Raw genomic sequence first — 23,840 nt, 5'->3', positions numbered from 1 at the left:
CTGCGTCCCTTTGCAAGCGACTACTGTGTATACACATATAGGCAAGAAGCTAAAGACCAACCGAGACACAGAGAATCAAACTGTCGCAGATCCTGAAAAAGAGTGGCAATTTCGGTAGTCTGTTGGCTTTACTAGCCGAGTCAACCGTCTAGTAGAGCAATTAAGTTGCCTAAGCCAACCTTAGGGGAGGACAAGAGTTCATTGTTTTGGGATGCAACTATTAAGTGACCATTAAGTATGGGTGCAAGCTCTGTGAGGCAATACTGCTGGGAATCACAGAAGATGACTGTTACTGATTGAGTGACATCTTCAAGCCTTTGAGGAATTGAAGCAGACGCACAGCCGCAGACAACGCCAACACACACAGACGTTGAATGGCTGCTCCAGATTCGAGTTGGGTTGCTTCCTGATTCAACCGGCTTTGTTTGAGAGTGGCAAACAGTATATCTCTAGCGATCGCTATGGATAGAAATTAAGCTTTCACACATCAAAGTTGCACATCATGCAAACCATAAAACGAGCAAAATGCCGGATGCTCTGTTTATGCAGGCTAAAAACCCAAAATTTTCCCTAATTGTTCGCCTTTTGAAGCTGATAGCCAATCGCTCGCAGTTACAATGAAAATCATGAATAAAAATTAAGCTTTTTCTCATTTTTCCTGTTAACCTCCATCAATGAGCGCCACTCCATTGTCAGATGTGCTGTTGGCGGAATCATCCGCACCAACTTCTCCGGCTTCTCGTCTTACTAAAATTCTCAATCGACTCGAACCCTCACCCGAAAGCGTCGTCCTGCTGTTGGCTGTACTAATTGGCACCGGCACCGGGATGGGCGTTGTCACGTTTCACTATTTAATCACTGTCATCCACAGCTTGATGCTGGAAGGGGTGATGGGGATAATTGGAGGCTGGGGTGCCTGGACTTTAGCTTGTATTCCCATTTTGGGAGGATTAATCGTTGGTTTAATGCGTCTTGCTTGGCCCGATTTTGGGCCGAATATTTCTTCGCTGATTGCTGCTGCCCAAGGCGTCCGAGAGTTGCTACCCCTGCGACCCGTCACCAAGATGGTAGCGGCTGCTGTTTCCCTCGGTAGTGGAGCCTCTTTAGGCCCAGAAGGGCCGAGCGTGGAAATTGGCGGCAATTTTGGAATGCTGCTCGGTCAAGTGCTGCAAGTCTCCAGAGAAAGGCAGCAGTTACTCTTGGGTGCTGGAGCAGCGGCGGGTCTGGCGGCGGGTTTTAATGCCCCGATTGCCGGGGTTTTCTTTGCCTTAGAGGTGGTCTTGGGAACCACCTTTGCAACTTCAGCGGTTAGCGTCGTATTGCTGGCAGCAGTTGTGGCGTCTTTAATTGCTCAGATTGGTTTGGGTGCCCAACCAGCTTTTACGCTGCCCGTCTATGAAGTCCGTAGTCCTCTAGAATTACCGCTTTATCTGGGATTGGGGGTATTAGCAAGTTTGGTGTCGCTGACCTATACCCAGTCAATTCAACTGGCTCGAAGTTTCTTTCGGGGACAGATTGCCGGTTTTGAGTGGCTGGGAAAGATACCGCGATCGCTTTGTCCGATAATTGGCGGTGCCTGTTTGGGCTTGGTTGCTTTGCAGTGGCCCCAAATTCTGGGCATCGGTTACGAAACAATTGCCGCTATGCTTCAGGATGTGGATTTTCCGTTGGGGTTACTCCTCGCCTTGCTAGCAGTCAAGCTGATCGTGACGGCAATTAGTCTGGGTAGCGGTTTGGTGGGGGGTATCTTTGCCCCTGCCATGTTCCTCGGTGCTTCTTTGGGGGCAGCATATGGAAAAATTCTGGCAGCGATGCTTCCAGGCGTACCGATTCAGATTGCCGCACCTCCAGCTTACGCGATGGTGGGAATGGCAGCCGTTCTTGCTGGCAGCGCTAGGGCACCCCTGACAGCGATACTGTTAATGTTTGAGCTAACGCGCGACTACCGGATTGTTTTGCCGCTGATGGCAGCAGTCGGTTTGAGCATTTGGCTAGTGGAGCGCTTCAAGTCAGCGCCAACGAAAGGTCAAAATCTCCAACAGCTGGAACTCAATGTGGAGAAAGACCAGCAGTTAGAAATTTTGCAACAAATGTTAGTTGCAGAAGCAATGCAAGTACCAGGTTTGATGCTGAGTGGTTCTTTATCAGTATTAGAGGCAGGTTTAGCTTTAACCAATGGTCGCTGCCGCAGTGCTTTAGTCATTGATGATGCCGAGCAGTTAATTGGCATCGTCACTTTGCAGGATATTAATCGAGCAATGTCTACAGCTCGAACGCCAGTTACCGCTCCTACTGAAACCGTAGAAACAAACAACGTTCTTTGCAATGTCTCGAACAATTTAACCAGTCATCTGGCTCATCAGCCAGTTGCTGACATCTGTACCACTGAAATTCTGTATGCAAACCCTGAGGAATCGGTAGCAGAAGCGATAGACCGGATGGCAGCACGCGGTCTCCACCAGTTACCCGTCGTTGACCGCGATCGCCCCCAACAAGTGTTAGGTGTGCTGGAACAAGAGGGAATCGCTTTAGCTTATAGTGTCGCTGCCACTCGCAAGACACTGCGCCGCTATCTTCCCCTCAATCCAGTGTCGAAAGAGTTAAATTTACCGCCCCTCAAGCAAACAGTTTGAAAATTTAGAGAATCGTTAATGAGTCATTGGTTACAAATCAATGACTCATTACGAATAACTGCTAACTAAAACTAAAGTTTTAGGATGCCTCTTCCAATTCTTCGTCTTCAGCGCCTTCTTCTCTATCCAGTTGCCGCAGATGAATGTGCTTCCGTCCCAGAGAGATTTCAAACTCATCCCCTGCCCTTAGACCCATTTGTTTGGTGTAGGCAGAACCAATCAGTAAGTTGCCGTTCGATTGCACGCTAATTTTGTAGCTGGCACTTCGACCGCCACGTCCGTTACCATTTTGTTTGCCGTCTAACTCAATTCCTTCAGCATCAATGAGAGCATTCAGGAACTTCATCATATTCACCCGCTCTACACCGCTTTTGGTAACAGTGTAGTAACCGCAGGCTCTAGCCTTTTCTTCTTTGCTGAGGTTTTCTAGCTCTTTAACTTTCTTGACTAGCGCTTCCCCCGTTAAGGGATCGATCTTTTTCTTTTTATTCATCAACTTGGAGCGAAAAGTAAGGAATAGCGAGTGTGTACAGTGTTTTCGACTGACTGTTTCTAAGCTAATTTTAGCTTAGCTTTATATCAGCTCATAAAACTATATCATACGGATTGGGGAAAGCTAGTTCAATAAGATCGATAATTTATTCACTACTAACCTTTTTAATCCAAGTTCTTGCTTAAGCATAAATATCTGTGCCTTGCGAACAACCGATGCATCTCGATGATCGGAGTTCCTCACAGCATCAACCTGAGAAAAAATGAAGGGGGTACGCTGTAGGGTAGTCGTTAGTCTATCATTAGCGATCGCTTCTGAGCTGTTTTTTTTTCCATTGACTACCGCCTCATGACCACTGACTAATTATCCATTACCCTAAGGAATATTTTCCAGTATGAAGCTGACAACCCGCGGACACTACAGTGTTAAAGCACTGCTGGATTTGAGTCTACAACCTGGGTATGGACCAACTTCTGTAAAAGCGATCGCAACTCGGCAAGACTTACCCGCACCCTATCTGGAAAAATTGTTGATAGAGTTACGTCGATCTGGGTTAGTCCAATCAGTTCGAGGTGCCCAGGGGGGGTATCAACTATCCCGCGTCCCAGCACAAATTTCCCTAGGACAAATATTAGAAGCAGTCGGTGAAACAATTGAACCGCTGCCTCGCCATACCCCAGATGCAGAGCTTGCTGAGGATTGGGTAACGTTTACACTTTGGCACCGATTGCATCAAAAACTTAAAGAAGCGTTGTACAGTATTACACTGGCAGACCTTTACTATGACGCTCGCAGTTGGCAAGCAGCCCAAGGCGAAGAAACCAGTTTTGTTGTATAGAAACTGTCAGCGGATCTCTAGCAGCTTTGGTGTTGTGAATTTCCAAGATTTATTTGCCGCAGTCCTGCTTTCTCATTCCTCAGTCCTATCATTAGCGATCGCTTCCCTTTTTGATTACATCATCGGCGATCCGTGGGGTTGGCCTCACCCAGTCCGAGTCATGGGCTGGCTAATTTCTCGCTACAGCCAGATGGCTTTCCAATTATTTAGTCATCCTCTCACGCTCCGATGGGCTGGAGTAATTTTAGGAATTGGGCTGATAACTGGCAGCTACGGGATGGGGTGGTTAATCGTTCACGCAGCGAACTGGGTGCATCCTTTTTTAGGAATTGCGATAGAAAGTATTTTACTCGCCAGTTGTTTCGCCGGTCGAAGTTTGAGAGCTGCTGCTGAAGATGTCTTGCAACCTCTAAATGAGAACGATCTTGTCGCGGCGCGTTCTAAGTTAAGCCAATATGTAGGGCGTGATACCGAAAATCTTCATAAAACAGAAATTCTTCGGGCTGTTTTGGAAACCGTCACAGAAAATGCTACCGATGGAGTAATGGCACCCCTTTTTTATGCGATTATCGGGGCATTTTTACCTTTACTAGGAACGGTTCCTCTCGCCCTTGCCTATAAAGCCGCCAGTACCCTAGATTCAATGGTCGGCTATCGAGAACCACCCTACACCGATTTGGGTTGGTTTAGTGCCAAATTAGAAGATATCCTGACTTGGTTGCCCTGCCGATTCACGGTGATTACCTTGGCTTTACTATCTAGAAAACCTGGGTATGTTTGGAGTATTTGTCAACGCGATGCGACGAAAGATCCTAGTCCCAACTCTGGCTGGAGTGAGTGCGCCTATGCGGCAATTTTAGGCGTTCAGGTGGGGGGCACAAATTGGTATCGTGGCGTTGCTAAACACAAAGCCTTACTGGGAGATGACCTCCAGCCTATCAATTCAGAATGCATTCAACAAGCCTTGCAGTTAACACGATATAACTTTTTGATTTGGTTGGGGATAGCGATCGCTATCTTGCTGCTGTTGGGGTTTAGAAATGGGCGCTCGCTTGGAATCAACTTGATGACTTTTTAATCGCCCTATCAGGTGAACTCAACGGGCGATGGCTACTGAATACGTGTAAGCATATCTTTGAATATAGAGCAACCAGTTGAAGGGTAATCAATCACTGATTCATCTGGGAAAGCGATCGCACTTTTTAGTGATTGGTCAAGTGAAATGCCAATGAGGAGATGCGACCTAAAAACTTAACCCCCGCTAAAGCACGGAAGCGATCGCCTAAGTCTGACCTACGAAGTCATCATCTGCGACTAAAACGATGGAAACTCTTGCATATCTTCATTTATCTGCCAATTACGAAGACCCTAACTCGGAGCCTCACCAATTTAAATTGTTCCAAAATCGGAACCCGCTTCCAAGTTCAGCATGGATTCGATTACTATCCGTTGCCCTTGCCTTATCCGTTATCGGGACAGCCGGTCATGCATTAGCACTCCAGAGAGGGAATAGCGGTTCTCAAGTCGCCACGCTTCAGAGAAATCTAAAAATCGCAGGCTTCTATAACGGCCCGGTTACTGGATACTACGGTCAATTGACGCAGGCATCCGTCAGCAGTTTTCAGCGAGCGGTTGGACTGAGAGCCGATGGCGTTGCAGGCTCCCGAACTCTAGCAGCTCTAGAAAATCGGGGTGGTAATTATGATGAACCGATTACGGGGGGTGGTTTTGGCAGCAGCACCCTGAAACGCGGCAGCAGCGGTTCCTCTGTAACGAGGCTTCAAAATACTTTGAAAGCCTTGGGCTATTACAACGGGCCAATTACTGGATACTATGGTCGGTTGACCGAGACCTCCGTCACCAGATTTCAGCAGAGCAGAGGGCTATTCGCTGACGGAATCGTTGGGCAAAGAACGAAAGCAGCACTTGCCGCTGACTAATCTTATAGCTTGATGAGATTGAGCTATCTATACTTAATGACATAACTTCCTGTTCCTGGTAGGAACAGGAAGTTATTTTTGTTGAAATGATAACGATGATGGTTTAGGTGAACTTGTACACTGAGGCTGTAATTTGTCCGCAGTTATCATCGGATTTTCCTAAACCATGTCTCCCGAAGTTGTAGAAATTCTTTCCGCAGACGAAATCCGTCGAACCCTCAATCGTATCGCTTCCCAGGTGGTAGAGAAGTCACGCGACTTGTCTGAGTTAGCGCTAGTAGGTGTTTATACCAGAGGCGCTGTATTAGCCAATCTCTTGGCTCGTCAGATAGAAGCGCTCGAACAAGTGCAAGTGCCCGTGGGAGCGCTAGATATTACCTTCTATCGAGATGATTTGGATCAAATTGGCATTCGCACACCCGCCAAAACTGACATCCCTTTCGATCTCTCTGGTAAGACGGTAGTGCTGGTGGATGATGTCATTTATCGAGGGCGTACCGCTCGTGCTGCCCTGAATGCGGTGAATGATTATGGTAGACCAGCGGCGATTTGGTTAGCGGTTCTGGTGGATAGGGGGCAGCGGGAGTTACCCATTCACCCGGATTTCACTGGCAAGAAGTTGCCAACGTCCAAAGAAGAACAGGTGAAGGTTTACTTACAAGAGATTGATGGACGAGATGCTGTGGAATTATTAAAGGTTTAAGCGGTCTGTCTTCGGTTTCCCTGGTGTGTTGGTGGGAAAATCGAGATTGTTAATAAACCAGTCTGTACAGATTTGTCAGGCGCTGTCTATGCAGAACGTTGGAGATAGTAGATTGATTAATAAATCGGCTCTTACCAAAGAAACCCAGACCCGAAAGGCAGATCATCTAAAAATTTGTCTCGATGAGGATGTGCAATTTCACTCCACAACGAATGGATTGGAAGGCTACCGCTTTAATCACTGTTGTTTGCCGGAGTTAGATCGACGTGAAGTTGATATCTCAACAACTTTTTTGGGAAAACAGCTTGGTGCGCCTTTGCTCATTTCTTCGATGACGGGGGGAACGGAACTGGCGAGGATGATTAATTATCGTCTAGCTGCTGCGGCGCAACGCTATAACCTAGCGATGGGCGTGGGTTCCCAGCGGGTAGCGGTGGAGAATCCCCAGGTTGCTTCAACTTTCGCCGTGCGATCGCTTGCTCCCGATATTCTCCTATTTGCGAACTTGGGGGCGGTGCAACTTAACTATACCTATGGCGTTGATGAATGTCTGCGCTCAATTGACTTGTTAGAGGCAGACGCCTTGATTTTGCATCTCAATGCCTTGCAAGAGTGCATTCAACCCAGAGGTGACACCAACTTCCGAGGCTTGCTTGACAAAATCAAAAATCTGTGCAATAAGTTACCAGTACCCGTGATTGTCAAAGAGGTGGGAAATGGCATCTCCGCTGCGATCGCGCAGAAGTTGATTGATGCGGGTGTGAGCGCCATTGACGTTGCCGGTGCCGGTGGGACATCATGGGCAAAGGTGGAGAGTGAACGGGCTGAAAATGCCCAGCAGCGCCGGTTAGGACTAACTTTTGCTGATTGGGGTTTGCCCACAGCAGAATGCATTACCAGTATTCGAGCCATTGCCCCAAATATTCCCTTGATTGCCTCTGGGGGATTACGCAACGGTCTGGAAGTGGCAAAAGCGATCGCGCTAGGAGCCGATCTCGCGGGTCTGGCGTGGCCTTTTCTCCAGGCAGCCGTAGAATCGGAAGACGCCCTTGATGCTTTGGTTGAAGTATTAGTCGCCGAAATCACCACTGTATTATTCTGTACCGGAAACCCCACTTTGTCTGCTCTGAAACAGTCTGGCGCGTTGCAACCATTACGATAACTGTGTTGGAAATGGGAAAGCGATAAGTGAATTCAAAGCTTAAAACTTTTACCCATTCCCAATTACCCATTACCCTAACCCCAGCCTAATGCGTAGTTTCCTAAAACAAACTTTTGCTAGCTTGCTTGGAAGCCTATTCGGACTCATCCTATTTTTCGGTTTGGGAACGAGCGGGCTAATCTTGTTATTGATTGCGGTGGCATCTAAAGATACAGGGCCGGAAGTTGAGGATAAATCGGTACTCGTAATCGATCAGTCTTTGACGATTACGGATAGCGATCCGATATCCAGCACCAGCGAAGCAATCAGTGAAGCTTTATCTGGTGAGGAAAATAATAGCGTGCGGCTGCGAACGGTTTTGAATGCCCTTGAGCAGGCAACTAAAGATAAACGGATTGTCGGCGTATATCTAGACGGCAGTGGTTCCTCTAGTTCTAGCACCGGGTTTGCCACGCTCAAAGAAGTCCGTTCGGCGCTGGAAAAATTCCGTAAGTCTGGCAAAAAGATTATTGCCTACAACATGGATTTGGGGAAACGGGAATATTATTTAAGCTCAGTGGCAGACACCATTGTGATGAACCCGTTGGGAACAATCGAAATGAACGGTTTGCGTTCTGAGTCGATGTTCCTAACAGGAGCCTTGCAGAAATACGGGGTTGGGGTTCAGGTGATCCGGGTTGGGAAATTTAAGTCAGCGGTGGAACCTTATGTACTCACGAAACTGAGTCCGGAGAACCGACAACAAACTCAGAATTTGTTGGGCGATTTGTGGGGAGACTTTTTGACAACAGTGAGCCAGGGTCGAAAATTAAACCCGAAACAGCTACAAGCGATCGCAGACACTCAAGGAATATTAACCGCACCGGATGCGAAAAAGCGTGGCTTTGTGGATCGGGTGGCGTATTTAGATCAGGTGGTGGCAGACCTGAAAAAGCTAACTGGCAGAACCGAAGAGAATAAAACATTCCGTCAAATTAGCCTTGCTACTTATGCTAGAGCGACTCAAACCGAAGGTAAAGATCGCACTTCTGACAACAAAATTGCCCTACTTTACGCCGAAGGGGAAATCGTAGACGGCGAAGGTGGCTCTCGGCAAGTAGGAGGCGATCGCTTTGCCAGACAGCTGCGACGGCTGCGACTTGATAAAGATGTGAAGGCAGTCGTGCTACGGGTAAATAGTCCCGGCGGTAGCGCCTCGGCGTCTGAGGTGATTCAGCGAGAGGTACGGCTAACTCGTCAGGTGAAGCCAATCATCGTTTCTATGGGAGATATGGCAGCATCCGGTGGCTACTGGATTTCCACCTATGCTAATCAGATTTACGCCGAACCAAATACCATTACCGGCTCGATCGGTGTCTTTGGAATGCTGCTCAATTTCCAAAAGCTTGCGAATAATAATGGCATTACCTGGGATGTCGTCAAAACTTCCAAATTTGCGGACAGCAATACGGTCTCACGTCCCAAAACGCCTCAAGAATTGGCAATTCATCAACGATTTGTTAACCAAATTTACGGTCAGTTCCTCAACAAAGTGGCGGATTCTCGAAAACTATCAAAGCAGAAAGTCGCTGAGATTGCCCAAGGACGAGTGTGGTCGGGTCAAGATGCCAAGCAACTGGGACTGGTTGATGAGATTGGCGGTATTGATGATGCGATCAAATCTGCTGCCGTTGCCGCTAAACTGGGTGAGAATTGGGAGCTAGAAGAGTACCCCAAGGTTCGCAGTCTAGAACAACGCATTTTGAAACAGTTTGCCGGTGGGGACAATGCCCAAACCAAGCAGCCATCCGATCTGCTGAGTGCAGAACTCCTCAAGTTACAAGAAGAATTAGTAGCGCTCAAAACAATGAACGATCCTAGAGGTATTTACGCCCGTTTGCCCTATAATTTGCGAATTGATTAGTGCAACGTCCGGAATAGGCAGTTGAAAATGTGGAATATACGGTAACAGTCTGCCGATAGGTAGAGTAGACTGAACGGAATAGCTAACCAAGTACTTAAAAGCCTCTATCTATGGATAGAAAATCTAACCGCTTTGTCCTGCTGATCGTTTCTTGTAGTGCTGCTGGTATCCTTGTGGGAGGCGTCTCCAACTGGATAGATAGTAATCAATGTCTGCAAGCCAAAACGCCTACCAGTGAATGCTTGATGCAAGACCCCACGAGTCAAACGATTCAAGGAATGTGTATGGGTTTGATAGCTGGAGCTGGAGCAGCACTGGGTGCTACTTTGCAGCTAAAGCGGCAAGAAGATTAGAAAGTTTGTTCTTAGTAATGAAAGTATCGCTAATTGATAAGATATCTCGAACAATTAGCCATACTTTCATTCCCCTATTAAAATTCTCCTATTAAAATCGATAACGGCGATCGCTTACCCAGAAGCTAATCGGTACTGCACGACCTTGGGCATCCACCTTGGCTTCCACCACAATCGCTTGCCGTTGTCTGTCCGATCGGGCTTGATAAATATCTTGGTTAATTTCATCCCGCCGCGCTTCTGGCATATAGTAGCTTTCTAAGCCGTAGTCGATGGAATTACCGCTAGATTTGCCCTTTAACGCTATCTGATTTGCTGGCAAAGATTTGGGCATCTTGCTACTCACCCGCACGGGTTTCCATGCTTGGGGAGAATTTGTTTTAGCAGCAGGCGCTTCTAAAATCACGTAGAAGCGAATTCCTGTCGGTAAAGAATTTAAAGGCGGTACGGACGGTGGCAAATCCGTTGCTTTTGCTTCGAGGTGTTGTTTCACTAAGGCTTTCCAACCCGGCAGCGATCGCAAATTCTCTTGACGCGAGATGTCATAGCTTAGCGTCTGCGAATAGCCACGCAAGAAATCGTATGGGTCTACGGGAACCGTCTTGAGAACGACCGTTTTCCCAGTGAGGTTAGTGTAAAGTGGCTGGGCAGGTGCGGCAAGAACGATCGCCGTTTGCAACAGGAGAGGCACCCAGAGTCTCCAAGCAGGCATTCGCTTTTGTGGCTCTATGAGAGTCGGAGCGATTGAAGATGATTGAGAAGTGTGCCTCATTAAAAATCCTCTGAGTCAATTTTTAATTTCCAGCGTGCGGACATAGCGCTCGAACCAAAGCCCGATAGCGATCGCTGTGATACCGCATAGAATAAACAGCAGGGATTTGAAGACTAATCCCGTTGCAGACAGCACAAACCAAGTCAGAATTCGCACAATTAATAGCATCATGCCCCCCCAGAAGGCGCTGCGTTCTGCTTGTGCTAGCCCTTGGCGCATCAATCCGGCAGCTAACAAGAACAACAGCACATTGCCAATAAAAGTGGCAAGCAGGGGAATTGGCTGGACGGTGAGATGCCAAACGGGTATCCCAGCCATGAAGCAGATAAAGATACCGATGGCAATTGTGGTCATAATTTCCTCCCGACGAGTGCGAGGGCTTCTGGTAAGCCACAGCAGACGCAACCATGCAAAGATTGCCAACCCACTCAAAATCACTACATCTACCAGGGGAAACCAAGTAACTCTCGCGGATTGCTCCGCAGAAGACATTTTGGATAAAACACCCCAGAACCAAAGCGAGGACGACAGATAAAGTACAACGCCTAGAAATACCAGCGCCAAACGACGGGCGAGGGGTCGAAAGGAACCTCCCCAGCTTCCCCCTTGCCAAGAGGCGGGAAAGATTTGGTTTGGCTTCGGAACCCGATTTAAGTCACTGTAGACCCACAGCGAGTCATCATAGCCCCATAACAGTGCGGGGGGCAGTGCCAAGGCGATCGCTAATACGATACCCGTAGACTTCAGGGAGAATAGATTAAATAGTCCTAAGCTGAGCGGTCGGAGGTTTGCTTCCAAAGAAGAAATAACTGCGATCGCTGCCAGTCCAAAAATCACGCGAGAACGACACCAGTATGCCAGCGGAACAAACATCAAGCTTGCCAACAGCGGCATATGTTGTCCCATCTGGGATGACCAGGAAAACTCCTCATAATAGTAGGAATTTGACCAGCTTGCCCCTTCCCAGTTCCACCAAAAACTCCAGTAACCCAATCCGATAATGATGATTGCCAACACGCTTAAGGAAGTCAAACGCAGGCTGTAAGCCATTGCTAGCACACCGACTCCCCACGCTAGTAATAACTCATAGAAGGGACCGCTAATGTGAAACATCTGACCCATCAGCCCCATATTTGCCCCTAAAATGATTGCTCCTAAGAGCAAGAATCCATGACCGAGACGTTGTTGCGCCCCATTCGGACGCCGCCACAAGTAAAAACCAGCAATATTCAGACCGATAAACAAACTCAATAGCAGCGTTACCTTGCCATTTCGCGGCAACTCCTGCCAGTTCGCTGCGACAAAACTAATCGTCCCCAAGCCAATGAGGATACTCCCCAATCCTAACAAGATCATCACAAAGCGATCGCGGGCAGCAGTCTCCAGCCTATTAAATTGATAACGCTCTGATAACTGTTCGTATAGTTGAGCATCAATCAGCCCCTCAGTTCGCCAAAGATTTGCTTCCTGACGTAACTGACGGCGAAATTTATCTGAAACCATAACCCTCAATTACAATCCGCTCTGTAGTCTAATTTTTTTGACTATAAACTTAGTTTTAACGCCCTCCCATGATTCAATTCAAGGGGATGTGACAGTTAGATTCACTATCTACAGATGGGAAAACCTTCTACGTTACTGCTTAAACTCAGTCGGCGTCTATTCAATGACTTAGGCGAACAAGCAAAGTTTCTTGAACTCTTAATTCATCCTTAACCTTTTTCTCCTTGCTTTCTTTGATGTCAGGAAAAAACGGGGAATTTGTCCTTGGCTGTTCTTAGGCCGACAACTTGGCAATACATTTTTGTAGACTGCTGACCTATTTGACTTTAAGTAATTTAAGGGTAAATAGCATTTAGTTAATAATTAGTGTTTGGAAAAATCTCCAACTCTTTATAGCCTGTCTGCTCATCCATTGTTCTTGAAAAAGTTAATTCTTCGCTAGCTCCGATGACAATTTCAGCAGTTGTATAGATAATACAGCCTTCCATGAGATGTCCGCCGATGGTTTTTCCTTCTTTATTTGCAATGGCGATATGCAGGTGAATGCCAGCCGCTTCCAGAGTGCCATTGAGAGAAATAATTTCAAAATTGTCGTTAAAAGCTGTACTATACCTGTGATTTGCAAAGCGAAGAGTCGCTTTTTTCAAGCTGCCAACTCCGGTTAAGATAAAGCCCGATTGAAGATTTTGCTTGATTGCAAAATCTTGTAAGCTTTTTTTTAAATCTTGATCTGGCTTCAGACGAATAGCAAATACTTTCATTAATTAAAGACTGGTAAATCTACTGGGATTACGCGGATAATTACTAATTGTATCGGTAATTCCATCATACCCATCATGAATTGCCATTCCTAAAATATGCGTAAAGGCTTCTACTTTATATTGATAGGATGCAAACTGTGCCTGAATTGCCGCCTCAGTGTCAAAATCTGAAAGAACAGGTCGAGACTATACTACAACTGTTGCATCAGGAGCCGTCTCTGCGATCGCAAGATGTTACACCCGTACAGACATCTCTCGGTAAAGCGATTTCCCCTAAGTTTGAGATTGTATTTGCGGGAGCTTTTAGTGCAGGGAAATCGATGTTAATTAACGCTCTGTTAGAGCGGGAATTGCTTTACAGTGCGGAGGGACACGCTACAGGTACGGAATGTAAAATTGAGTACGCCGAACCGGATAAAGAACGAGTGGTGCTGACGTTTCTGAGTGAGGTAGAAATTCGGGAACAGGCAAGTGCGGTTTCTCAGATGCTGGGGTTAGGGACAGCTAGCAATATTAATCAATCTGAAGTGATTCAATTGCTAAGCGATGGATGCCAAGCGATTATTGAGATTGAGGGTGGAGAAAGTAAATCGGAAAGAGCAAAACAAGCGAATGCGCTGATGTTGTTGCTGGAGGGATTTGTTGCCAATCGCGATCGCATCAATACGGTTAATAATGCTACATATTCAATGGAGCAATTTAACTTCTCCAACCTCAAAGAAGCGGCTGGTTATGCTCGCCGTGGCAGTAACAGCGCGGTTTTGAAGCGAATTGAGTATTACTGTTATCATCCGCTGTTGCGGGATGGGAATGTGATTATCGATACGCCGGGAATTGATGCGCCAGTGGAGAAAGACGCACAACTGACCTACGCTAAGATTGAACACCCGGATACGTCAGCGGTGGTGTGCGTTCTCAAACCCGCGTCTGCTGGCGACATGACGAAGGAAGAAACGGAACTGCTGGAGAAAATGCGCTCAAATCCGGGGATACGCGATCGCGTATTCTTTGCCTTCAACCGTATCGATGAAACTTGGTATAATAGCCAGTTAAGGCAACGTTTAGATGGTTTGATTAGCGCTCAGTTTCGAGATACTACTAGGGTTTATAAAACGAGCGGACTATTAGGATTTTACGGCAGTCAGATTAAACAGACCAGTGGACGCGATCGCTTTGGTTTAGATTCTGTCTTTGCTGATAGTGTTCAAGGCTTGGATGAACGAGAAGAAACACCACAATTTGTTACAGCCTTTAATAACTACTGCGCGAATTCTGGAAAATTACCTCCTAACAAGTTCCGAATTTCCGTTAATAGCTACGAATCCCCAAATGAAAATTACGTGCGGATTTTAGCTGAACAAGGTACACCTATCATTCAACAGTTAATTCAAGATAGTGGAATAGATGAGTTTCGCGCTGCTGTTACAGACTATCTTACCAAAGAGAAGCGTCCTCAACTGTTCAAAAATCTAGCCGACGATCTCGAAGATGCCTGCATTAGTCTGAAGAAATATTACCAATCTGCGCTGCGCGACTTGGATAGCCAACCCCGCGAAATTGAGGCAATGAAGACGCAGGAATTACAACGCCTTAACCAGCAGTTACAGCAAATTGGTCAAGAATTTCACCAGCATATTACAGAAGAATTAAATCAGGTTGTAACAGGTCAATCTAGCGCTTTCGAGGCAGATTTTCGCCAACTGCAATCTCGAATGGTTCGGCGTTTAGATGAGTTGCTGGATACTTTCTCGGTTGCAGATGCTTATAGTCGCGCTATCCTCAGCCATCCTCGCAATTCTACAGCACCTTTGATTGCTGTTTTAGTTGAGGCGCTTTATTACTTGGCAAATCAACTAGAGGATATTTTGAAAGAGTCTTGTCAGGAAGTAGTTACTAACCTATTCCAGCGTTTAGTGGAACAAGTTCATAAATCTGACTACTATCGCCAGCTTTATCGTTTGCTAGGCAATGATGGTAGGATTGAGCAGCAATTAAAGGCGATAGAAAACCAGGTTCATCACGCTTTAATCAATGCGGCAAGTGACGAATGCAATCGTTATGTCCGCGAAAGTCCTCGCTTTTACGATGAAGGTACTTTCTCGATTTATCAATTTCGGCAAACGTTGCTGCAAACTTCCCAGACCTACGGTTGTGAAAGCATGATAGCAGCAGAACCAGCAATTCGTCAGTTGTTAAAGTTAGATTTTGAGCCAAAAGTTAAAGCAACAATTAGTAGCGGTTTCCCAGCAACTGTTAATCAAACTCTCACAACTAATTTATTGCCAATGGCAGCGCATCAAGCTGATGAGATATTACAGCAATATACTCAAGCTCGTGCTTATTTAGAGCAAACACTAGAACAAGAAGCTGAGGAAAAAATTGCTACTAATCGCCGTTTGCAAAGTGCAGTTGAGCAAAAAATAGCGGCTTACAACTCTGCGGTTGCCAGTATCAATGGTTGTTTGCAGGCGATAGGATTGTACGATCGTCAACTGCCTGTAATTACTGATTCTGATGTTAGCTCAATTGAGCCTAATTTAGAAGCTGCCAAGATTAGCGCTATGGGTAATGGACTTGTTCCTTCAGAAGTATAGTTCATCATAGTCTTGGCGATTGGAAATCGCGGCTACACAAACGAAACCCGCATACGCGGGTTTCAAATCTATTAGTCGGCGTAGGCGAACTTTGTTTATAGAGCCGCGAATTGTATTTGCCACCAAAGCTTACGATGCATTCCCGTAATTAGTAATTGAATTTTAAGGATAAAGATTAATATGTAAGATAATTTACCTTTACAAAACTGGAATAATGATGATGCTTTATTCTTTAAAAGTAATATGTTTAAAGTAAGCAGAATTAAGCAAGCTTGGCAGCAATCCTTAAAAGGTGCAATCGCTAATGCACTATATGAATCTTTAAAATCACAACAAGTAGAGATAGATACAGGAATAATCATTAATAACCATTACTATAAAGCAAACGAAAGATGGTTGGGAGAGGGGATAGATTGTGAAATTCTTAAAGTTGGTGCTAGTGACTGGCAAAAAGGTAAGGTAAAAATAAAAACCACCTTATAGTTTATTCCTGATGAGCCTGAAGTAAAAGAAGTGCTAATGCAAAATGAAGAAGAAACACGAATGCGAAATGAGCTAGAAATCAGCCAATCAGAATCACCACTTGACGAGCTTCGTAAGATGATTAACTAAGAAAATCAGGATAAAAATTACTAAAAAAATCCCCTAGAGTTTCATTCATCTAGGGGGAATTGTAATTACTAATACTATTTACCGCTATAGTAAAAAGCGATTTCTTTTTCTTTCAGCGGTGCAAAGTCGGCGTCGATTAGCATCTGGTTGAGTTCTTCCTGAGGAATATGCTTAGCGCCGATGCGAACAATTCTAGAACGCATCGTATTGGATACGCCGCTGCGCTGCCGCCCAGCTTCCAGCCCCATTACTTTTGTGTATAATTCTAGTTTTGGTGTTGGAATCGGGGAACCGTCAAAATCAATTCCCTGAGCGATCGCTACATCAATCGCATCAGCGCCTGTAGTTGTTTGATTGTCTGGATTCATTGCAGCGTGGGATCGTGTTTACAAGAGCATTTTATGACTAAAACGCCCAGAATTCGCATCCCGGCAGAAGTGAGGAAGTATGTGTTTCAGCGCGATCGCTGTCAGTGCCAAAGTTGCGGCAAAACGGCGCTAGAAGCAAACCTCACGATTGACCACATCATACCGCTCTCTCGTGGCGGTTCCAATGACATCAGCAATCTACAAACCCTCTGTCTCCCCTGTAACCAGCGCAAAACCAACCATTTAGATCCTCGGTTCCGGCGTTATTTCGATCTTTAATCCAGAAAACACACTAGACTCGGTTTTAAAAATATACCGTCCGCGCAGCGCTGCTAACACTCCGTCATGGGTAGGCAGAAAAAAACCGCCTCTAGCATGAGTCAGGGCGGTCTTCCTAAGCAATCGGAGGGTAGATAATAGATTACGCTGATGATTTTGTATCCCACTGTAACAGAATTTACCGAATCTACCTCAAAATTGTTTATTGATGGCTTTCTAAACCCGATTTCTATAGAAACCGAGTTTTTTTATCGATAAACTCTTATCGTCCTGCATAGGCATTCATCGGTTCCTTGATAAACCGGATGTAAAGATGCCTAAACGTGGACTTAATCACGCGAGGCATCGCGAAGTCGATAGGCATCATGTTAGTAGGAAGTTGCCAATCCAGCACCTTTAGATCATCCGGATGCAGTTGGGGAAAGTCAATTTCCTCCACATTTGTGCATAGCCCTAACCTTATTGAAGCCGCCATAGTAGGGACGTTGAGAGGATCTACATTGAGAATTTCCACAATCGCCCGATCCAGGGCAAATACATCAGCCGATGCCGCTAAAATTCCTAGGAAGCGAGGTTCGCCACCGCTAGGGCCGTTCCCTTCATGCCCGATAATTGCATCTAAAATCGTTAGGGTAGGATTAATTGCCCTTGCAGTTTCTACTAACATTTCCCCAAATCGGGCACTATCTTTCCCCGCTTCCATGTGCCACCAGGCTTTCATTTTTCCCGGTACGCAACCGAATAAGTTTTTGACCCCCATTGTCATCGTTAGCTGACAGTGGGATTTCAGTTTAGGCAGGTTGATTACTACATCTGCATCCATTGCTTCTTTGCACAACAACAGATGGTTGAACCCTTCGCTAACGGTTTCGTAACGCTTCCCTGTAAATTCCACTAGCGGCAAATTGAGTTCTTCCATAAGGGGAAGATAACCATTTGCCTTTGCCACACCCATCGCGCTGCCAAACGCGGGACTGTCTCCCAGGAAAGGCTTGCCACCCGCTTCCTGTACCAGTTTGGCAACACAGTGAACCAGTTCGGGACGGGTGACACATTCTTTACTCGGATGTCCGCCAGTGAGTAAATTGGGCTTGAGGAGAACGCGATCGCCTGCTTTGACAAAAGCTTTGATTCCTCCCAACGGTTCCAGCAAACTTTCCACCGATTCTCGCAATAGTTGCCGATCGTAGGAATTTGCACGAATTAAACTAACGGAAGGTTTCATAATTCTGGGTTTGTAATTGAGGATTGAGCGAATACAAGAATTTTGAATCAATTAAAGAGAGAATTGCCAGTCTCCAATTCTTCATGAAGACCTGGCAATTCTTGATCTAAAATCTCAAATTTTCAGCGATTGCTGCCACGAGTTAGGGCAGTTACCCGCTGGGCATTCGAGAAGACATCTTCTCCCTGGAGGTGAGGAATCGGGGGCTTCACCTCAACTTTGGTAATATTGGCGGTGTTAATAAAAACCGTTTCTTCAGGTAAGTGGAGAATCCACCAGGATTTATCTAAAAGCCGACGGACTTCTTGCCGAATTTCCTGCTTTGTTTCTAAGCCTTCCTCTACTGATTCATAGATAGTAAAGGATTCTGTGTGCCCATCAATATAGTGAAAAGTTAACTGGGTCAAACCATCATGACTATGCATAGAACGAGACTCCTGGTTAGAAAGTTTTGAGTTTTGGATAGATGCAAATTTTGGTGTATCTACAACTCTGGACGCTGCACTCCTGACATAGCACTCATTTCCTCCAAGTCTAAGACCTTCGCTAGTTCTTCGGAACTCATCAACTCTCGTTCTAGGACAATTTGCCGCAAGGATTTGCCAGTTTCGAGAGATTCTTTGGCAACAGCAGCCGCATTAAGATAGCCAATGTGGGGATTGAGGGCAGTAACGAGGGCGAGGCTTCCTTCTGCATAGGCAAGGCAGCGATCGCGATTGGCGGTAATTCCTTCCAAACAACGCTGCGTCAGTATGCTTAAGGTATTGCCCAAAATTTCAATACTGTGAATCAAGTTATAGGCAATCAGCGGCATCATCACATTTAACTCTAACTGTCCCGCTTGGGCAGCTAAAGCGATCGCCGAATCGTACCCCATCACCTGAAAACACACCATCGAAGTCATTTCTGCCATCACCGGGTTATATTTCCCCGGCATAATCGACGATCCAGGCTGTACTGGTGGTAGCTGAATTTCCTTTAAACCTGTTTTTGGCCCGGAATCCATCAGCCGTAAGTCATGAGATATCTTGACGCAATCCTGGGCTAAGTTCCGCAAACTACCGGAAACGCTGACAAAAGGTGCCATACTCTGCATTGCCGCCATCAGATGAGGGGCTGGGCGCAAGGGTTGGTCGATTAATTCTGATAATAATTGGGCAACGCGATCGCAGTATTGGGGATGGGTATTTAACCCAGTTCCCGCCGCGCTTCCACCCAAACCCAGCGCCATTAAATCTTCAGACGCCCTCTCGATGCGAATCATGTGTTCTGCGAGAATTTGCCCCCAAGCGCGGAAGTTTTCGCCCAGTCGTACAGGTACGGCGTCTTGCAGATGGGTTCTTCCAGATTTGACGACATCCTGAAATTCCTCAGCTTTGTTATCCAAAGCAGCGATCGCATCGGCTAAAGCTGGGTACAGTGTCCTCTCCAGCGCCACCAGCGCCCCAATCCGAATCGCCGTGGGAATTACATCGTTCGTCGATTGACCGTAATTAACATGATCGTTGGGACTGACGCGCTTGTAATTGCCTTTTTCATCGCCCAGCAGTTCCAGCGCCCGATTCGCCAACACTTCGTTGATATTCATGTGGTGCGAAGTCCCCGCACCCGCCTGGTAGACATCCACGACAAACTGATCGCGGAACTTCCCGGAAAGCACTTCATCCGCCGCCTGGACAATCACCTGACTGATGTCTTGGGGAATGCAGCCAAGTTCCCCATTTGCGATCGCCGCTGCTTTCTTAATCAGCACGCAAGCATCAATATAAGTGGGTAACGGCTTAATTCCACTAATCGGGAAATTTTCAATCGCCCGTAGCGTCTGAATCCCGTAGTAAACGTTATCCAAGATTTGGCGATCGCCCATTGAATCGCGTTCGATGCGGTAGGTTCTACCTATCTGTTCAGTCATGTTAGTTGTCTATGGATTCTTTTAGATGAGATCATCCCATGTCTAGCTGGGGGATTCGATGAGTCAGTCTTCAGATTTGGCAGCATTCTTTTCTCAGAAGGATTACGCAGTACCGGCGCAATCCTTCTGAGAAAAGATCCGTCTAAATCCCATGTCACCTGAAGGTCGGCACAAATAAATTGTTAGAAGTGTCTACTGACAAGACTGGTATCACCCAGAATCTGAAATCCCAAATCTAAAATGGGATAACCCCTGCCTAGGGTTCCTAATCCTGCCCTAAGAGAGAGGGAAGTGGAGTCAATTTCTTATAGAAGAGAATATTTATCGCTCCTCCCTTGGCACCAGGTGGGTGAGAGAGAGGTTAAATCAGGATTACCGTACCGACAGCTCAAGGAAATTTTTTATTGCCTCCAGCGGCTGAATCCCTTGCCCAGCAGTCATCTGGAATTTATCGTTCTTGCTTTGAATGTATTTTAGAAAGGGATTTACCGTCTTGATGTTGACTTATGTTATTGTTTTGGGAATCTTAAATACAAGATCCTCCTAAAGTAAGATGCAAAATTCTATGGGTCAAACTATTACTCTCGAAGCAGAATTCTTCTTCCAGCAAGGACTACGCCAGCTTCAGTCGGCAAAATATGAAGCGGCGATCGCTTGTTTAGACAACGCCCTCAAGTGCGAACCCAATTACCCCGATGCCTTATCGCAGCGAGGTTTTGCCCTAGGGAATTTAGGTCGCCACGAAGAAGCGATCGCCAGCTTCGACAACGCCTTGTCAATTCAACCCGATGCTTCTTGGGTTTGGTTCAACCGGGGTATTGCGCTGGGGAAATTATGTCGCTACGAACAGGCGCTTAATAGCTTTGATCGCGCCATAGAATTTAACCCGGATGCTTCCGCTGCGTGGCACAACCGGGGCATTACCTTAATTGACTGGGGTTTCTATGAAAAAGCGGTCGCCAGCTTTGACCGCACCCTGAAGCTGCGTCCAGACGCCTACTGGGCATGGTACAACCGAGGCAATGCTCTTGCCCAACTCAATCATTACGAACAGGCGATTCATAGCTATGACCGAGCGATTGAGTTTAAACCAGATTCCTGCAATGCTTGGTACAACCGAGGCATTACCCTAAATGACTGGGGGCTTTATGAAAAGGCAATTTCTAGCTTCCAAAGAAGTTTGGAAATTAATTCGGAATACTACAAAGCTTGGTTCAACCAAGCGATCGCGCTAGGAAAATTAGCTCGCTATGAAGAAGCGATCGCTGCTTGTGATAAAGCGTTACAACTTCAGACTGACTACCCCACCGCTTGGTATAACAAAGCTTGCTACTACGCCCTGCTGGGCAATGTCGAGCAGACAGTCCACAACTTGCAACAAGCGATTCGTCTGAGTGAGGAAAAATATCGGGAAATGGCAAAATACGACCCAGATTTTGACGCGGTTCGCGATCAAGATTTGTTTGAGGCGCTGCTGGAAGCACCCAGGTTTTGATCCAGTTTTATTGCTCATTCCCCTTGAATGTAGGGTTGGAGACAGACCCCTCCACCCTACCTACATCTGCTAGATCGAGCTGATCTTTTCTTTAGCGATCGCTACCAGTTCCTTCACTGTATAAGGTCTTCCTGCTGTCTCCAACCATGTGAACGGCGCTAAGTCTCCTAATCGTCTACTTTGGGTTTGATTACAGGTACATTTTCCAACCGCCACAGCTGATTTTTTACGATTACCTGTTCGCCCCAGTAGTTAATTCACCATTTCCTCACAGCCATTCAAATACACGTTATAACCTTCCTTTTGGTGCATCCTAATGTCATGAATGTGCCAAGCGGGACGACAGTAGCAGACATCTCTGCGTCGCTGAACGGCAACAAATGAAGGTATCCAAACCGTCTGTATGAACGCAGCCGTTGGTAGGCGGATTGCTAGATTAAGCGGCTTTCACTAACAGGTTCTATAGACATTTTGCTGCGTGCCAAGCGGCAAGGGTATCTAGTTTCAATGCAGCAAGCGATTGAACGCGTCAGAAATAGAGGTATCCGACTGAGTGAAACGGTCGTCACTTTTGCGCTTGAGCAAGCTGGGAAAGTGACATATCGCGAACGGTAGTTGGACTGATATTTGCTCGTCCTGCGCCACACTATAGGAAACGAGTATCAACAGCGAATCATGCAGACTCTGGACAAGACTCACCCCAAACTTCAAGAACTCAAAACCCGCCTCACCGAAATTGACGATATTAATTCAGCGTCTTCCCTACTCTACTGGGATCAGGCAACCTATATGCCTCCTGGGGGTGCAGCGGCGAGAGGGCGTCAGATGGCGACTCTGCGGCAAATTGCCCATACTAAGTTTAGCGATCCAGCGATCGCGCAACTGTTGGAAGATTTGCGTCCCTACGAGGAAAGCTTGCCCTACGACTCTGATGAAGCCAGCCTAATTCGTGTCGTCAGACGCAGCTACGAGCGTGCGGTGCGAGTGCCAGCAGATTTTATGGCAAAAATGTCTCTCCACCGAACTCAGTCTTATGGTGCTTGGGCAAAAGCGCGTCCGGAAAATAACTTTGCCGCCGTGCAGCCTTATCTGGAAAAAACGCTGGATCTGTGCCGCGACTATGCCAGCTTTTTCTCTGGCTACGAGCATATTGCAGATCCGCTGATTGACGGTGCCGATTACGGGATGAAGGCTTCAACCGTGCGATCGCTCTTTGCGGAACTCCGTCAAGAACTGGTTCCAATTGTAAATGCGATCGCTTCCCAACGGATTGCCGATGATAGTTGCTTGCACCAAACTTTTCCAGAAGACGAACAGCTAGCGTTTAGCTTAAAGGTGATCGAACAGATTGGATATGACTTCCAACGGGGACGGCAAGATAAAACACTGCACCCATTTATGACCAATTTCTCGATTGGGGATGTGCGAATTACTACCCGCGTTAGAGAGAACGATCTAAATGAGGCACTGTTTAGCACCATTCACGAGATGGGACACGCCTTGTACGAGCAAGGGATTAACCCAGAATATGAAGGGACGCCTTTAGCCACCGGCACCTCATCGGGCGTGCATGAAAGCCAATCACGGCTGTGGGAAAATCAGGTGGGACGCAGCCGCAACTTCTGGAAATTCTGCTATCCGCAACTACAAGCAGCTTTCCCAAATCAACTCAGTAATGTAACCCTGGAGACATTCTACCGGGCGATTAATAAAGTCGAGCGATCGCTCATCCGTACCGATGCCGACGAAGTCACCTACAACCTGCACGTCATGATCCGCTTTGACTTGGAATTGGCGCTACTCGAAGGCAATCTGGCAGTGCGCGATCTCCCGGAAGCTTGGAACGAACGCTACAGATCGGACTTGGGTGTTGTTCCCCCCAACGACAGTGTTGGCGTCATGCAGGATGTCCATTGGTACACGGGTAGCATCGGCGGAATGTTCCAAGGATATACTCTTGGCAACATGATGAGCGCCCAGTTTTTTGAAGCTGCACTCAAGGCAAATCCCCAAATTCCTACCGAAATCGAGCAAGGGAAGTTCAGCAGTCTACATAATTGGCTGAGAGAGAATATTTACCAACATGGACAGAAATATACCGCCGCTGAAATTATCGAGCGCGTCACTGGCAATTGTTTGAGTATTAATCCCTTGATTCGTTATATTCAGCAAAAATACGGAGAAATTTACGCTTTGTGATACACAATAGCGTGAAAAGAAGCTAGGCTAGGCATAGCCTAGCCGATTCACTCTTAAGAAAGATGAACGGTGAATTAATTTTGGTTTGAGACGTA

At 46.6% G+C, this 23,840-nt stretch carries 22 protein-coding genes and 1 pseudogene; 14 read left to right on the top strand and 9 right to left on the bottom strand.

What is annotated here, in order from left to right:
- Positions 1–289: 289 nt before the first annotated feature.
- A complete protein-coding gene (locus tag NC994_RS08335; RefSeq protein ID WP_277879652.1) occupies positions 290–415 on the bottom strand; it encodes a hypothetical protein in 126 nt (41 codons plus the stop codon).
- Between the two features lie 259 nt (positions 416–674).
- Here NC994_RS08335 and NC994_RS08330 point away from each other — a divergent pair, with 259 nt between their 5' ends.
- Positions 675–2,633: a chloride channel protein gene (locus NC994_RS08330; RefSeq protein ID WP_190432700.1), complete on the top strand. Its 1,959-nt coding sequence runs from the start codon at positions 675–677 to the stop codon at positions 2,631–2,633.
- Between the two features lie 79 nt (positions 2,634–2,712).
- Here NC994_RS08330 and NC994_RS08325 read toward each other — a convergent pair whose 3' ends face one another.
- Positions 2,713–3,126, bottom strand: coding sequence for an AbrB family transcriptional regulator (locus NC994_RS08325; RefSeq protein WP_190410793.1), 414 nt, complete (start codon positions 3,124–3,126; stop codon positions 2,713–2,715).
- A gap of 394 nt (positions 3,127–3,520) precedes the next feature.
- Here NC994_RS08325 and NC994_RS08320 point away from each other — a divergent pair, with 394 nt between their 5' ends.
- The 7 genes from NC994_RS08320 (at position 3,521) to NC994_RS08290 (ending at position 10,025) form a co-directional block, all read left to right on the top strand.
- Positions 3,521–3,964: an Rrf2 family transcriptional regulator gene (locus NC994_RS08320; RefSeq protein ID WP_190410794.1), complete on the top strand. Its 444-nt coding sequence runs from the start codon at positions 3,521–3,523 to the stop codon at positions 3,962–3,964.
- A complete protein-coding gene (gene cbiB, locus NC994_RS08315; protein ID WP_190432698.1) occupies positions 3,909–5,042 on the top strand; it encodes an adenosylcobinamide-phosphate synthase CbiB in 1,134 nt (377 codons plus the stop codon). Before NC994_RS08320 ends, cbiB begins: the two co-directional genes overlap by 56 nt.
- A gap of 244 nt (positions 5,043–5,286) precedes the next feature.
- Complete coding sequence (locus NC994_RS08310) at positions 5,287–5,904, top strand: peptidoglycan-binding protein (protein WP_190432696.1); 618 nt, start codon at positions 5,287–5,289, stop codon at positions 5,902–5,904.
- A gap of 166 nt (positions 5,905–6,070) precedes the next feature.
- On the top strand, positions 6,071–6,607 hold the full coding sequence (gene pyrR, locus NC994_RS08305; RefSeq protein WP_190410797.1) for a bifunctional pyr operon transcriptional regulator/uracil phosphoribosyltransferase PyrR: 537 nt from the start codon (positions 6,071–6,073) through the stop codon (positions 6,605–6,607).
- 88 nt (positions 6,608–6,695) lie between these two features.
- The gene (fni, locus tag NC994_RS08300; RefSeq protein ID WP_190432694.1) at positions 6,696–7,769 is read left to right on the top strand and encodes a type 2 isopentenyl-diphosphate Delta-isomerase; all 1,074 of its coding nucleotides are present in this window, start codon (positions 6,696–6,698) and stop codon (positions 7,767–7,769) included.
- Between the two features lie 88 nt (positions 7,770–7,857).
- A complete protein-coding gene (gene sppA / locus NC994_RS08295; protein ID WP_190430107.1) occupies positions 7,858–9,672 on the top strand; it encodes a signal peptide peptidase SppA in 1,815 nt (604 codons plus the stop codon).
- A 110-nt stretch (positions 9,673–9,782) separates the two neighbouring features.
- Positions 9,783–10,025: a hypothetical protein gene (locus NC994_RS08290; protein ID WP_190430108.1), complete on the top strand. Its 243-nt coding sequence runs from the start codon at positions 9,783–9,785 to the stop codon at positions 10,023–10,025.
- A 91-nt stretch (positions 10,026–10,116) separates the two neighbouring features.
- On the opposite strand, the gene NC994_RS08285 is transcribed toward NC994_RS08290, so the two are convergent.
- From NC994_RS08285 to NC994_RS08275, 3 genes are all read right to left on the bottom strand, one after another.
- A complete protein-coding gene (locus NC994_RS08285) occupies positions 10,117–10,797 on the bottom strand; it encodes a GDYXXLXY domain-containing protein (RefSeq protein ID WP_190432692.1) in 681 nt (226 codons plus the stop codon).
- A 15-nt stretch (positions 10,798–10,812) separates the two neighbouring features.
- Positions 10,813–12,300, bottom strand: a complete 1,488-nt coding sequence (locus tag NC994_RS08280) for a DUF2157 domain-containing protein (protein ID WP_190432690.1) — start codon at positions 12,298–12,300, stop codon at positions 10,813–10,815.
- 356 nt (positions 12,301–12,656) lie between these two features.
- Entirely contained in the window at positions 12,657–13,061 is a 405-nt protein-coding gene (locus tag NC994_RS08275) for a PPC domain-containing DNA-binding protein (RefSeq protein ID WP_190432688.1), read from the bottom strand.
- A gap of 137 nt (positions 13,062–13,198) precedes the next feature.
- Between NC994_RS08275 and NC994_RS08270 the strand changes: the two genes are divergently transcribed.
- Complete coding sequence (locus NC994_RS08270) at positions 13,199–15,655, top strand: dynamin family protein (protein ID WP_190432820.1); 2,457 nt, start codon at positions 13,199–13,201, stop codon at positions 15,653–15,655.
- Between the two features lie 198 nt (positions 15,656–15,853).
- Positions 15,854–16,138, top strand: a pseudogene (locus tag NC994_RS08265) (KGK domain-containing protein); the annotation flags it as partial.
- A gap of 203 nt (positions 16,139–16,341) precedes the next feature.
- On the opposite strand, the gene NC994_RS08260 reads toward NC994_RS08265, so the two are convergent.
- A complete protein-coding gene (locus tag NC994_RS08260) occupies positions 16,342–16,635 on the bottom strand; it encodes a DUF4090 family protein (protein ID WP_190410805.1) in 294 nt (97 codons plus the stop codon).
- A gap of 33 nt (positions 16,636–16,668) precedes the next feature.
- Between NC994_RS08260 and NC994_RS08255 the strand changes: the two genes are divergently transcribed.
- The gene (locus tag NC994_RS08255) at positions 16,669–16,914 is read left to right on the top strand and encodes an HNH endonuclease (protein ID WP_190410806.1); all 246 of its coding nucleotides are present in this window, start codon (positions 16,669–16,671) and stop codon (positions 16,912–16,914) included.
- Positions 16,915–17,176: 262 nt separating this feature from the next.
- Here NC994_RS08255 and NC994_RS08250 read toward each other — a convergent pair whose 3' ends face one another.
- From NC994_RS08250 to NC994_RS08240, 3 genes are all read right to left on the bottom strand, one after another.
- Positions 17,177–18,139, bottom strand: a complete 963-nt coding sequence (locus tag NC994_RS08250; RefSeq protein WP_190432686.1) for a DUF362 domain-containing protein — start codon at positions 18,137–18,139, stop codon at positions 17,177–17,179.
- A 122-nt stretch (positions 18,140–18,261) separates the two neighbouring features.
- The gene (locus NC994_RS08245) at positions 18,262–18,564 is read right to left on the bottom strand and encodes a hypothetical protein (RefSeq protein ID WP_190410808.1); all 303 of its coding nucleotides are present in this window, start codon (positions 18,562–18,564) and stop codon (positions 18,262–18,264) included.
- Positions 18,565–18,623: 59 nt separating this feature from the next.
- Complete coding sequence (locus NC994_RS08240; protein WP_190432684.1) at positions 18,624–20,051, bottom strand: aspartate ammonia-lyase; 1,428 nt, start codon at positions 20,049–20,051, stop codon at positions 18,624–18,626.
- A 565-nt stretch (positions 20,052–20,616) separates the two neighbouring features.
- Between NC994_RS08240 and NC994_RS08235 the strand changes: the two genes are divergently transcribed.
- From NC994_RS08235 to NC994_RS08225, 3 genes are all read left to right on the top strand, one after another.
- Positions 20,617–21,546 (top strand): tetratricopeptide repeat protein, encoded by a 930-nt coding sequence (locus NC994_RS08235; RefSeq protein ID WP_199299447.1) that lies wholly within the window; start codon positions 20,617–20,619, stop codon positions 21,544–21,546.
- A gap of 507 nt (positions 21,547–22,053) precedes the next feature.
- Complete coding sequence (locus NC994_RS08230; RefSeq protein ID WP_347276532.1) at positions 22,054–22,161, top strand: hypothetical protein; 108 nt, start codon at positions 22,054–22,056, stop codon at positions 22,159–22,161.
- Positions 22,162–22,221: 60 nt separating this feature from the next.
- Positions 22,222–23,745, top strand: coding sequence for a carboxypeptidase M32 (locus NC994_RS08225; protein WP_190432682.1), 1,524 nt, complete (start codon positions 22,222–22,224; stop codon positions 23,743–23,745).
- Positions 23,746–23,840 lie beyond the last annotated feature (95 nt).

Origin of the sequence: Trichocoleus sp. AS-A1, assembly GCF_039962015.1 — a bacterium.
Taxonomy (GTDB): domain Bacteria; phylum Cyanobacteriota; class Cyanobacteriia; order Cyanobacteriales; family FACHB-T130; genus FACHB-T130.
This window is presented reverse-complemented; position numbering and strand designations above follow the sequence as displayed.